This is a genomic window from Pseudomonas sp. NY15437 (genome assembly GCF_048068435.1).
In the GTDB taxonomy this organism is placed as follows: Bacteria; Pseudomonadota; Gammaproteobacteria; order Pseudomonadales; family Pseudomonadaceae; genus Pseudomonas; species Pseudomonas nitroreducens_B.
Map to the genome: position 1 here is coordinate 83237 of NZ_JBLUQC010000001.1, position 12354 is coordinate 95590.

General features: G+C 66.4%; 9 protein-coding genes. 2 read left to right on the top strand and 7 right to left on the bottom strand.

The features are described from left to right. Window positions 1-118 precede the first annotated feature (118 nt). The 3 genes from ACNFIA_RS00410 to ACNFIA_RS00420 all read right to left on the bottom strand — a co-directional run bounded on the left by ACNFIA_RS00410 (window position 119) and on the right by ACNFIA_RS00420 (window position 2798). Window positions 119-670, bottom strand: a complete 552-nt coding sequence (locus tag ACNFIA_RS00410) for a helix-turn-helix domain-containing protein (RefSeq protein ID WP_416782507.1) — start codon at window positions 668-670, stop codon at window positions 119-121. A gap of 13 nt (window positions 671-683) precedes the next feature. Continuing rightward, on the bottom strand, window positions 684-1973 hold the full coding sequence (locus tag ACNFIA_RS00415) for an NAD(P)/FAD-dependent oxidoreductase (protein ID WP_416782508.1): 1290 nt from the start codon (window positions 1971-1973) through the stop codon (window positions 684-686). A gap of 105 nt (window positions 1974-2078) precedes the next feature. Continuing rightward, a complete protein-coding gene (locus tag ACNFIA_RS00420) occupies window positions 2079-2798 on the bottom strand; it encodes a hypothetical protein (protein ID WP_416782987.1) in 720 nt (239 codons plus the stop codon). A gap of 325 nt (window positions 2799-3123) precedes the next feature. Between ACNFIA_RS00420 and fnr the strand changes: the two genes are divergently transcribed. Beyond that, complete coding sequence (gene fnr, locus ACNFIA_RS00425) at window positions 3124-3825, top strand: fumarate/nitrate reduction transcriptional regulator Fnr (RefSeq protein ID WP_416782509.1); 702 nt, start codon at window positions 3124-3126, stop codon at window positions 3823-3825. Between the two features lie 222 nt (window positions 3826-4047). Here fnr and ACNFIA_RS00430 read toward each other — a convergent pair whose 3' ends face one another. Together ACNFIA_RS00430 and ACNFIA_RS00435 are read right to left on the bottom strand one after the other, a co-directional pair. Further along, window positions 4048-6021 (bottom strand): PhoX family protein, encoded by a 1974-nt coding sequence (locus ACNFIA_RS00430; protein WP_416782510.1) that lies wholly within the window; start codon window positions 6019-6021, stop codon window positions 4048-4050. Window positions 6022-6229: 208 nt separating this feature from the next. Next, window positions 6230-6937 carry an MOSC domain-containing protein gene (locus ACNFIA_RS00435; protein WP_416782511.1) on the bottom strand — a complete coding sequence of 236 codons (708 nt, stop codon included), beginning with the start codon at window positions 6935-6937 and terminating at the stop codon, window positions 6230-6232. Window positions 6938-7037: 100 nt separating this feature from the next. Here ACNFIA_RS00435 and ACNFIA_RS00440 point away from each other — a divergent pair, with 100 nt between their 5' ends. Further along, entirely contained in the window at window positions 7038-7916 is an 879-nt protein-coding gene (locus ACNFIA_RS00440; protein WP_416782512.1) for a LysR family transcriptional regulator, read from the top strand. Between the two features lie 471 nt (window positions 7917-8387). Here ACNFIA_RS00440 and ACNFIA_RS00445 read toward each other — a convergent pair whose 3' ends face one another. Beyond that, window positions 8388-10166 carry an acyl-CoA dehydrogenase C-terminal domain-containing protein gene (locus ACNFIA_RS00445; RefSeq protein WP_259758937.1) on the bottom strand — a complete coding sequence of 593 codons (1779 nt, stop codon included), beginning with the start codon at window positions 10164-10166 and terminating at the stop codon, window positions 8388-8390. Window positions 10167-10468: 302 nt separating this feature from the next. Then, on the bottom strand, window positions 10469-12265 hold the full coding sequence (locus ACNFIA_RS00450; RefSeq protein ID WP_259758936.1) for an acyl-CoA dehydrogenase C-terminal domain-containing protein: 1797 nt from the start codon (window positions 12263-12265) through the stop codon (window positions 10469-10471). Window positions 12266-12354 lie beyond the last annotated feature (89 nt).

Here is a 12354-nt window from a genome sequence, read left to right on the forward strand (position 1 = left end):
CGAGCGAAGGCCAGGCAAGGCGGAAGTCGGCTCGGATGCGGCGTTTAGGCCGCTAAAGGAGCAATCCGAGCCGACGTCCAACGCCGCATGGGCGAGCGCAGCAGGTACCGGTCGAAATTCAGGTGAAGATCCAGAGCACCCTTGTCGGTTTGTCGGTCAGGTTGCCGTAGCGGAACTGGCTGTGCGGCGGCAGCTGGAAACTGTCGTTGGCGTACAGGGTGACGGTGTCGTCCTCGTACCAGATGGTCAGTTCGCCTTCGAGAACGAAGCCGCCCTGCTCCGAGCTGTCGTCCAGGTGCCCGTCGCCGCTGGTGGCGCCGGGGGCGAGGATGCTGTCGAGCAGGGAGAAGCCGCCGGACATGTTCGGCGAGGCGAGGATGTCGGTGATGCCGCCGGCGTAGTAGAGGGTGCGGCGGTCGTTTGGCCGGGTCACCCAGTCGCGCTCGCGGCGGGTGTCGCCGGCATAGAAATAGGTGGTCGGCACGCCAAGGGCTTCGCTGATCGCGGTGAGGTCGGCGACGGTGGGTTGCGACAGGCCGCGCTCGACCTGGGAGAGGAAGCCCACCGAGCGGCCGATCTGCTCGGCCAGCTCGCCCAGGGTGAGGTTCTTGTGCTTGCGCAGGTCGCGGATCAGCGTGGCAAGGTGTTCGTTGGTGGCCGTCTGGGTCATGGCAGGTTCCGAATTAGACAAAGTCCCGCAATCGATACCAGGCCTTGCCCACGGCTTCCAGGGGCGCGGCGAAGCGCTGGCCGCCGGGGAACCCGGGATTGCGGATGCGTTGATAGAGGTCAAGCTCGTCGCTGCGGCCGAACAGGGCTTCGCTCACCGCGTGGGCGGCGGCCAGGCTCGGCAGCACGCCGTGGCCGGAATAGCCCTGCAGCCAGTAGAGATCGCCGCGCCGGCCGATGTCCGGTGTGCGGCGCATGCTGCAGTCGATGTGCCCGCCCCAGGCGTATTCCAGCTCCACACCCTTGAGCTGCGGGAACACGCGCTCGACGTAGGGACGCGTGGCGGCGCGGATGTCCCTGGGCATGCCGCCCAGGTAGGTGCAGCCGCCGCCGAACAGCAGGCGATGGTCGGGGGTCAGGCGGAAGTAGTCGAGGACGAACTGGTTGTCGGTGACGCAGCAGTTCTTCGGCAGCAGCGAACGGGCCAACTCTTCGCCCAGCGGCGCGGTGGCAACCTGGTAGGTGCCCACCGGCAGGATGCGCTCGGAGACGTCGCGGTCCAGCCCGTCGATGTAGGCATTGCAGGCCAGCACCAGGGCGGCGCAGCGCACGGTGCCATGCTCGGTGGTCACCTCATGGCCGGAGCCGGTCTCGCGCAGGCTCAGCGCGCGGGTCTGCTCGAAGATGCGCCCGCCGGCGCGCTCGATGGCGCCGGCCAGGCCGTAGGCGAGCTTCAGCGGGTTGAGGTGCGCGGAGTTCGGGTCGTACAGGCCCGCCTGGTAGCGGTCGCTGGCGATCCACTGCGGCAGGTCTTCACGGGGGATGAATTGCAGGCCTTCGTAGCCCCAGCGACGGTTGGCTTCGGCCTGCCAGTCGTAGAGCGCACCGACCCGGCGCGGCAGCACCGCGGTCCACAGGTGGCCGATGCGGTAGTCGCAATCGAAGCCGTGGCGTTGCGGCAGGTCGCGCAGCTCAAGGGCAGCCCAGAGCATGCCCTGCCACAGGCGCAGCGCGCCTTCGTGCCCGAGGTCGTCCTCGATGGGGCCCAGGTCGCTGGACCAACCCGGCAGGGCCTGCCCGCCGTTGCGTCCGGAGGCGGCCCAGGCGATGCGGCTGGCCTCGATCATGCAGACCTGGCGGCCGCCTTCGACCAGTTGCAGCGCCGTGTGCAGGCCGCTGAAGCCGGCGCCGATCACCAGGACGTCGCAGTCCAGCGGTTCGCGAAGGGCTTCGCGGGGCTGGATCAGCTCGGGATTGGCGCCGGCGTAGTAGGTGCCGACCGGCTCGGTCGAACGCAGGAACATCGCTACCTCGTGAAATTGTTCTGATTATTTTTCATGAAAAATAACAGAACAAATTTCACAAGGCTAGCCCGCCGCGCAGTCGCGGACGAGCTGCAGGTCAGCTCGTCAGGACGACAGCACCGCGGCGCTGCCCTGCTCTTCGCGCTTCTGCCGCACGCTGACCACCACCACCAGCGCCACCAGGATGCCGGCGAGAATGGCCGAGGAGCCGATGGTGCCGAAGTCCAGCCCGCCCTTCTCGTGGGACTTGGTCAGAACGTCGCCCAGGGTGGCGCCGAACGGACGGGTCAGCACGAAGGCCACCCAGAACAGCAGCACCGAGGACAGCCTGGTGAAGTAGTGCAGCAGCACCACCACGGCGATCAGGCTGCCGATCAGCAGCGCGCCGCCGGCGAAGCCCAGGCCCGAGTCGTCGGCGAGGAAGTCGCCCAGCGCCGTGCCCAGGGTGTTGGAGAAGAGGATGGCGACCCAGTAGAACATCTCGCCCTTGAAGCTGCGGATGTTGTCCACCGACAGCGAGGTGCCGCTGAAGCGCCAGGCCGCGAAGATGGCCGCCAGGATGCTGATGAGGATCGCCGAGCCGGTGGCATAGCCGAGCTCCAGGGTGCGGTCCATGAAGTCGGACATGGTGGTGCCGGCGGTGCTGGTGGAGAGGATCACCAGCCAGTACAGCCAGGGTACGTAGCGCTTGCTGGCGAGCTGGCCGACCAGGGTGACGAGGAACAGGCTGATGAGGATCAGCGAGCTGATCGCATAGCCGACGTTGAGGGTCATCGACAGCAGGTCGCCGGCGGTTTCCCCCAGGGTGGTGGCGCAGATCTTCATCACCCAGAAGGCCAGGGTGATCTGTGGCAATTTGTTGTTCACGGGCGTGTCTCCGGAAATGAGCGGGATCGACGCGTATCGCTCGCGCCGCTGCACCCCGGAGTTGGCGGTCTCCCCCGATAACCCCCTGGCGCATGGTCGTGGAGACTGACGGTGGCGCAGTGAAGAAAGGGTCAAGCCGGTATGAAAAATCCATTGGCGAACGATGCGTCCGGCCCGCCGACGGGTGACAGATCACATTCCATTGCTATGGTTTTACGTGGGGGCGATGCGCCCGAGGACCGCTTGACTACGCGCGTGGCGCATGGGGATAGGGATGAATCAGATGATCAAACCGCAACCGTACTGCAAGAACTGCCGCCTGGCGCCGCCGACGCTGAGCGACGACAAGGTCCAGGAGCTGGAGGCGATCATCAAGCCGGGGCACCTGCTGCACAAGGGCGATTTCGTGTTCCGCCAGGGCGACCCGTTCCATAGCGTGTTCCTGGTGCGCTCCGGTTCGATCAAGACCTTTACCACCAACGAGCAGGGGCTGGAGAAGATCACCGGCTTCTACTACGCCACTGAGATCTTCGGGTTTTCCGGCATGGGCGAAGGCGCCTACCCGGTCTCGGCGCAGGCGCTGGAGAGCACCTTGTGCAGCGAGATTCCGTTCAGCCAGCTGGAGGAGTTGTCGAGCCAGATTCCGGGGCTGTCGCACCAGATCATGCTGATGATGAGCCGCAAGATCCGCGAGGACCAGCAGATGAAGCTGCTGCTCTCGCGCCTGAACTCCGACTCGCGCATTGCCGCCTTCCTGCTGAATATTTCAGCGCACTTCCGCGAGCGCGGCTTCTCCGCCACGCGCTTCCGCCTGAGCATGTCGCGTAACGAGATCGGCGACTACCTGGGCCTGGCGGTGGAGACGGTGTCGCGCAGCTTTACCCGCCTGCAGAAGCACGGGCTGATCCGCGTGGATGGACGGGAAACCGAGATCGTCGACTTCACCGAGCTGTGCGCGCTGGCCGGGGGTGAAGTCGAGCTGTGAGTGTTTCGCGGGGGGCGGGGTTCGCGAGCAAGCTCGCTCCTACGAAGAGCGGATCGGCGCTGCCCCTGTAGGAGCGGGCCATGCCCGCGACCAGCCAGATCCCCGCCAGGTCCCCACGGACACTTCCCGTAGGAGCGGAGCTTCTCCGCGATCACCGCGATAGCGGTGCCAATGGCCGGCCTGTCGGCCGGATCGCGGGCATGGCCCCCTCCTACAGGGCCGTCAGGTCCCGATCACGCCCCCATCGTCCTTGGTGATCACCAGCGTCGTGGAACGCGGGATGCTCTTGCCGTCGCTGGCGGGGAAGCTGAGCGTCGGGTGCTGGATGTTCACCCACAGCGTCTTGCCGTCCGGGGTCTGGGTGATGCCGGTCAGCTCGCAGCCGCGCGGGCCGACCAGGAAGCGGCGCACCTCGCGGCTGTGCGGGTCGGCACAGAGCAACTGGTTGCAGCCCATGGCCTGCATCGGCGCCTCGGCGTCATCGTAGTCGGTCTCGATCCACAGACGGCCGGCGGTGTCGAAGTAGAGCCCGTCCGGCGAGGAGAAGATGTCGCCGTTGATGGTGCCGATCAGGTTCTGCGGCGCGCCGGAGCCTTTGTGCTCGCCGGCCAGCAGGAAGATGTCCCACTGGAAGCGGGTGGCGGTCGGGTCGCCGCCGGCCTCGTTCCAGCGCAGGATCTGCCCGTGCAGGTTTTCCTTGCGTGGGTTGGCGGCGTCCACCGGCTGCTTCTTGCCGCGGGCATCGTTGTTGGTGAGGCTGACGTACACCTCGCGGGTGGTCTGCTGCACGGCTACCCACTCGGGGCGGTCCATGGGTGTGGCGCCCAGCTTGTCGGCAGCGGCGCGGGCGTTGACCAGCACCTCGGCCTGGCTGGGGAAACCGTTCTCCGCCGTCAGGCCGTTCTGTCCGTGCACCAGCGGCAGCCACTGGCCACTGCCGTCGGCGTTGAAGCGCGCGACGTAGAGGGTGCCTTCGTCCAGCAGATCCACGTTCGCCGCGCGGTTGTCCGGGTGGTACGTGCCTGCGGGGACGAACTTGTAGATGTACTCGCCCTTGGTGTCATCGCCGTAGTAGAACGCCATGCGGTTGTCGGCGCCCAGCGACAGGGTCGAGCACTCGCGGCAGAAGCGGCCGACGGCGGTGCGTTTCTTCGGCGTGGAGGTCGGGTCGAACGGGTCGATCTCCACCACCCAGCCGAAACGGTTCGGTTCGTTGACGTGGCCGCCGTGGGGCTGGTCCGCCTTGGGCGTCGCATCGAAGCGCTCATCCACCGCTTCCCAGGCGTAGTAATTGCTGAACTGGCCGTTGGAAAGTCCGTAGCGCTTGTGCGAAACGCGCTTGGCGAAGTCGTCCTTGTCGCGATTGACGAAGTACTGGTGCCAGTTCTCCTCGCACGCGAGGTAGGTGCCCCAGGGCGTGACGCCCATGGAGCAGTTGTTCAGGGTGCCGAGTACTCGCTTGGCCTCGGGGTCGCTGGCGGTGCGCAGCAGATCGTGGCCAGCCAGGGGGCCGGACAGGTCCAGCGGCGAGCTGCCGGTGATGCGGCGGTTGTAGCTCGACCCCTCGACGCGCTGCCACTGGCCCCCGGCGTCCTTCTTCACCTCGATCACGCTCAGGCCGTGGGCCGCGATTTCCTTGCGCACCTCGCCTTCCGGGCGCCCGCGCGAACCATCGGGACGGTCCTCGAAGGTCTGCTCCTTCGGATGCAGCGTCGGGTTGATGTATTCGTGATTGATGACCAGCAGGCCGTGGCCGTCCGGCGCATCGGGGAAGGGGAAGTAGTGCATGCCGTCATGGTTGTCACCGGCCTGCAGCTCCTGGGCTTTCCAGTCCTCGCTGGCGTCGCCTTTCCAGGCCGGCGCGCCGGTCACTACGGTGTCGCCCCAGGAGAAGAACGGCCGGGCGGTATAGCCCTCGGCGACGATCACCCGGTCGAATTTCGGGTCCTGCTGTACCGGCACGCCCTTGAAGCCGAGCAGCGCGGTGGGCACCGGCGCGTCGGCGGCGAACAGCGAGCGGCCCGGGAACAGGCCGCCGCCGAGGAAACCGACGGCGCCCAGCACCAGGCTGTTCTTCAGCAGGCGACGGCGCGAGGCGTCGATCAGTTCGCTCATCGGCACATTGCCGGAGGGGTTGATCGACTGGTCGTCGAAAGCGGCCAGTCGGTCGTGGAAATCCTGGAAACGCTCGCTCATCAGAAGGTTCCTTCCGCGCGGCCGCCGTGTGACGGCTCGGGTTGTCAGTAGAAGCTATCGGCGGAAGGTTAGGAACGGGGTGTTACGTCGGCATGACAACGCCGCCGAACCCGGTGACGAGTTCGGCGGCGAGGGAATAAAAGCCGCCCCACAGGACCAAGACGACGTCCGGGGGCGGGCGCGAGGGCATTTGCGGAAACAGCGCGGCTCAGCCTGGCAGGCCGCCCTGCTCCGAACATTCGGGGCCCGCCAGGCGGGCCGTCCAGTCTTCCAGCACGCCACTGGTGAGGCGTTGTGCAGCGGTCTTGCGCCAGCGCAGGGACAGCGCGTCGCAGGCCATCATCAGGCGCAGCCCGGTACGTTCCAGCGGGTGGCCGAAGTACCAGTCCAGCAGGCTCGCCACGGTGAGCTGCGGGTAGTGCCGCTGCACCAGTTCCAGCGGCGCGTCGGCGGCCACCATGCCGGCACGGCGCACCCGGTAGAACCAGCCGCAGCGCCCCTGCTGCTGCACTTCCAGCGGCAGCTCGGGGAGGTTCCAGCGCCGCGCCAGCCGATAGCTGGGCGAGCGCGGCTGGCTCACTTCGATCAGCGCCTCTCCCCAGCGGAACAGGTCGCCGATGCAGACCTCCTGTTCATTGAGGCCGAAGGTGGACAGGTTCTCGCCGAAGGCCGGCTGTCGCCAGCGCGTCTGCGGGTGCTGCTTGCGCCAATGCCGGTAGTGCTCGGCCGGGTAGTGGTGCAGCGCCCGGTCCAGGCCGCCGTCGCGGCGCAGGTCGGCCCGCGCGTCCCCCGGCAACCCCTGGGCGCCGAGCCAGACTTCCTCGTGCGTTTCCAGCTGGTCGATATCGCTGAGCAGACCGCCCCAGCTCTCTTCGACTTTGCCTATGAAAACGCCCTGGATGACGATGCTTTCCACCTTTGTCTACCCATCTGAGACAGCGGACAAGCGCTAGAGTAGAGGGCCTGACCGGCAACACTCCATTTCGATTTTCCAGTTTCGTTGATAAGCAGACCTTATGGATTTTCGCCAGCTCCGCTATTTCGTCGCGCTGTACGAGGAAGGCCATGTCGGGCGCGCCGCCGAACGGCTGGCGATTTCCCAGCCGGCACTCTCGCAGCAGATCCGCCAGTTGGAGCAGAACCTCGACGTGGCGCTGTTCCAGCGCAGCGGCAAGCGCCTGCTGCCCACCGCCGCCGCGCACACGCTGTACAACCATGCGGTGCCGCTGCTCGAAGGCCTGGAGCGCGCCCGCGAGGCGCTGCGTGCGTTCCGCGGGCAGAGCGCGCGCAGCCTGGCGATCGGCGTGCTGCAGACGGTCAACGCGAGCCTGGTGCCGCACCTGGTGGAACGCCTGCACGCCGCGCAGCCGCATGTGCAGGTGCGCATCTACGAACTCTCCGGGGTGGAGATCGAACGTCGCCTGCTGATCGGCCAGCTGGACATCGGCATCGGTTTCCTGCCGCCGCGCCAACCGGCGCTGCACGGCGTGGAGCTGTACCCGGACGAGCTGCAACTGGTCATCCCGGCGGACCATCCGCTGAAGGACTTCAAGAAGGTGTCGCTGGCGCAGGCGGCGGAACTGCCGATGCTGCTGCTCGGCGAGGAATTCCGCGCCCGGCAGATCTGGCAGGAGCAGCTGGCGGCCATCGGCCGCCGGCCGCGGGTACAGGCCGAGCTGAACCACATGGGTGGCATCCTCGACAGCCTGCCGCAGAGCCGCTTCGCCACCGTGCTGCCTGGGCGCGCGCGACAGATGCACGGACACAAGGATTTGCTGTGGAAACCACTGAGCGAGCCCCGCATTCCGCTGAGCGTGGGGCTGGTGTACCGCGATGCGCAGCGGCAGCAACCGACGGTGGAGTTGTTGCGCTCGCTGCTGGATGGGGTGGTGTAACGCTCCTACAGGTTAGGTCCGCGACACGCCGCTTCATGCGGTACGCGGTAGGGCGCATAACCTGGAACAGGTTATCCGTCACCTCACCCAGCGACGGACAACGCGGGCGCGTTATTCGCCCTACGGTGACGTTCGAGCGCTTCTGCGCAACGGTAGATTCCTGAGCCGCGAGGAAATCGCAGGCAAGAAAAAACCCCGCTTCTTGCGAAGCGGGGTTTTGCAGACCGATATCCTCACGTCCGTGCTAGCCACCGTCCTTGGTGGATTCCCTTGTTTCCGTATTGTCGTTGGCGCTTCCTGCGCAATGTCCTGACTGAGGAGAAGGTTACCGCCGCAGGACGTTGTCAGAAAGACGCCGATCACCACCGCTGCTTGTAAGCTTAGGCTTACACGGATTAGTACTAGCGTCCTTCGGATGGGGAATAACCCATAAAAAGCCCCGCCGAAGCGGGGCTTTTGGGTATCGACCGCTTAGAACTGCGCGGCGTCCAGCAGGTACAGCGACTCGCTGCCGGCCTTCACCGAGGCAGTCAGGGAGTGGATACGCGGCAGCAGGCGGGCGAAGTAGAAGCGCGCGGTGCCCAGCTTGCTGGCGTAGAACTCGTCCTGGCCTTCCTTGCCCAGCGCAGCACGCGCCATCAGGGCCCACATGTAGGCGTAGGCGGTGTAGCCGAAGGCGTGCAGGTACTCGACCGAGGCGGCGCCGATTTCATTCGGGTTGCCCTTGGCACGGTCCAGGACCCAGGCGGTCAGCTCGTCCAGGTTCTGCACGGCGGCGTTCAGCGGGCCGGTGAATTCGGCCAGCTCGGCCGACGCCGAAGCGGTGAAGGCGCGGATCTCGTCGGTGAACAGCTTGGCGTAGGCGCCGCCGCTGCCGACGATCTTGCGGCCCATCAGGTCCAGCGCCTGGATGCCGTTGGTGCCTTCGTAGATCTGGGTGATGCGGCAGTCGCGTACCAGTTGCTCCTGGCCCCACTCGCGGATGAAGCCGTGGCCGCCGAAGATCTGCTGACCGTGAATAGTGGTTTCCAGGCCCATGTCGGTGAGGAAGGCCTTGGCTACCGGCGTCAGCAGGGCGACCAGTTCCTCCGCGCGCTTGCGGGTGGTCGGCTCTTCGCTGTACTTGGCGGTGTCCAGCTGCATGGCGACGTAGCTGGAGAAGGCGCGGCCGCCCTCGTTCAACGCCTTCATGGTGAGCAGCATGCGACGGACGTCCGGGTGGACGATGATCGGGTCGGCGGCCTTGTCCTTGGCGACCGGGCCGGTCGGCGCGCGGCTCTGGATACGCTCGCGGGCGTATTCCACGGCGCTCTGGTAGGAGCGCTCGCCAGTGGCCAGGCCCTGGATGCCGACGCCCAGGCGCTCGTAGTTCATCATGGTGAACATGGCGGCCAGGCCCTTGTTCGGCGCATCGACGATCCAGCCGGTGGCGCCGTCGAAGTTCATCACGCAGGTGGCGGAGGCCTTGATGCCCATCTTGTGCTCGATGGAGCCGCAGGACACGGCGTTGCGCTCGCCCAGCGAACCGTCGGCGTTGACCATCACCTTCGGCACCAGGAACAGCGAGATGCCCTTGGAACCGGCCGGCGCGTCGGGGAGCTTGGCCAGCACCAGGTGGATGATGTTCTCGGTCAGGTCGTGCTCGCCGCCGGTGATGAAGATCTTGGTGCCGGAAATCTTGAAGCTGCCGTCGGCCTGCGGTTCGGCCTTGGTGCGGATGATGCCCAGGTCCGTGCCGGCGTGCGGCTCGGTCAGGCACATGGAGCCGGCCCAGGTGCCGGCGTACATGTTCGGCAGGTACTTGGCCTTGAGCTCTTCGCTGGCGTGGTTGAGCAGCGACAGGCAGGCGCCGGCGGTCAGCATCGGGTACAGGCCGAAGGACAGGTTGGCGGAGTTGACCATTTCCTCGACCTGGGCGCCGATCACCTTGGGCATGCCCATGCCGCCGAAGGCCGGATCGCCGCCCACGCCCACCCAGCCGCCTTCGGCGTAGGTGCGGTAGGCCTCGGGGAAGCCGGCCGGGGTCTTCACACCCTCGGCGCTCCAGCTGCAGCCTTCTTCGTCGCCGCTGCGGTTCAGCGGGGCGATCACGCCGCCGGTGACCTTGCCGGCCTCTTCGAGGATCGCCGACGCGGTCTCGGCATCCACGGTCTCGGCCAGGGCGGGCAGTTCGGCCCAGAGATTGGCGACCTCGAAGACTTCATTGAGGACGAATTGCATGTCGCGCAGGGGAGCTTTGTAGTCAGCCATGATGGATCCTCGAACGAAAACGACGGCTGATGAGGCAGCCAGCGGTATCAGAATAGGAGGTACACGAAGGTACGCCGCCGGAGTTTACTCCAACAACTTTTCAGACTTTAAGCGTCATGTTGTGACTGCACAACTATAGATCGGTCACAAACTGTAGCCGTGCCGGAATGTACGCGGGGTGACTGACCAGGCAGACCGCCCGGCCAGCGGAAGCGCAGGGCGGATACAGCGGAACGCTTTATCCGCCGGCCCAGCGGCGGATAACGCCGCTGGCGTTATCCGCTCTGCGCAGCCTTCAGGGATTACAGCGCGAACTGCTCGGCCGACAGGCGCATCAGCACCTCGGAACCGGCCTGCGCCGCTGCCACGTGGGCATGGGCGCGGGGCAGCAGACGGCTGAAGTAGAACTCCGCGGTGGCCAGCTTCGCCTGGTAGTAGGCCGCCTCGCCAGCGCCCTCCTCCAGTTTGCGCTGGGCGACCAGGGCCATGCGCAGCCAGAAGTAGCCAAGGGTGACGTAGCCGGAGAACATCAGGTAGTCCACCGAAGCGGCGCCGACTTCGTCCGGGTTCTTCATGGCGGCCATGCCGACCTTCTGGGTCAGCTCGCCCCACTGGGTGTTCAGCGCGGCCAGCTGGGCGACCTGCGCTTTCAGCTGCGGGTGCTCGGCATGCTGCTGGCAGAGCTGGTGTACCAGCTTGGTAAAGCCCATCAGCAACTTGCCCTGGCTGCCGAGGACCTTGCGGCCCAGCAGGTCCAGCGCCTGGATGCCGTTGGTGCCCTCGTAGATCGGCGCGATGCGGCAATCGCGCACCAGCTGCTCCATGCCCCACTCGCGAATGAAGCCGTGGCCGCCGAACACCTGCATGCCGATGTTGGTGACTTCCAGGCCGGTCTCGGTCATGAAGGCTTTGCAGATGGGCGTCAGGAAGGCCAGCAGGTTGGCGGCGCGCTCGCGCTCCTCGGCGTCCTGGGAGAGGTGCTCGATGTCCAGCAGTTGCGCGGTGAAGTAGGCCAGCGCGCGGTTGCCTTCGTTGAACGCCTTCATGGTCAGCAGCATGCGGCGCACGTCCGGGTGGACGATGATCGGGTCGGCCGGCTTGTCCGGCGCTTTCGGGCCGGTCAGCGAACGCATCTGCAGGCGATCCTGGGCGTAGCGCACCGCGCCCTGGTAGCTGGTCTCGCCGAGGCAGAGACCCTGCATGCCGGTGCCCAGGCGCGCGTGGTTCATCATGGTGAACATGCAGGCCAGGCCCTTGTTGGCTTCGCCGATGAGGAAGCCGCGGGCGCCGTCGAAGTTCATCACGCAGGTGGCGGAGGCCTTGATGCCCATCTTGTGCTCGATGGAGCCGCAGGCCACGGCGTTGCGCTCGCCGACGTCACCGTTCGCGTCGAGGTTGAACTTGGGCACGATGAACAGCGAGATGCCCTTGGTGCCGGCCGGGGCGTCGGGCAGCTTGGCCAGTACCAGGTGGATGATGTTCTCGCTCAGGTCGTGCTCGCCGGCGGAGATGAAGATCTTGGTGCCGGTGATCGCGTAGCTGCCGTCCGCGTTGGGCACGGCGCGGGTCTTGATGATGCCCAGGTCCGTGCCGCAGTGCGGCTCGGTGAGGCACATGGTGCCGGTCCACACCGCGCTGGTCATGCGTGGCAGGTAGGTGCTCTTCTGCTCGGCGGTGCCGTGGGCGTGGATGGCGGCCATGGCGCCCTTGGTCAGGCCGGGGTACATGCCCCAGGAGCAGTTGGACGCGCCGATCATCTCGCTGACCAGCAGGCCGAGGGACGGCGGCAGGCCCTGGCCACCGTATTCCGGGTCGCTGGAGACGCCGTTCCAGCCGGCCTCGACGTACTGCGCGAAGGCTTCCTTGAAGCCCTTGGGCGTGGTCACCACACCGTTGTCGAAGTGGCAGCCTTCCTCGTCGCCGGAGCGGTTCAGCGGGGCGATGACCTGCTCGCAGAACTTCGCGCCTTCCTCGAGGATGGCGGCGAACATGTCCGGGGTGGCGTCGGTGGCGCCGAGGGCTTCGTAGCGGCCGGTGAAGTCGAAGACTTCGTCGGTGAGGAAGCGCACGTCGCGCAGGGGGGCCTTGTACTCGGGCATGGCGAATCTCCGTTCGGTTCAGGGCGCCAGCATGGCGCAAAGCCTGAACCTAACGGCCCGCGCGGCGCCGGACAATCACGCTGCACGGG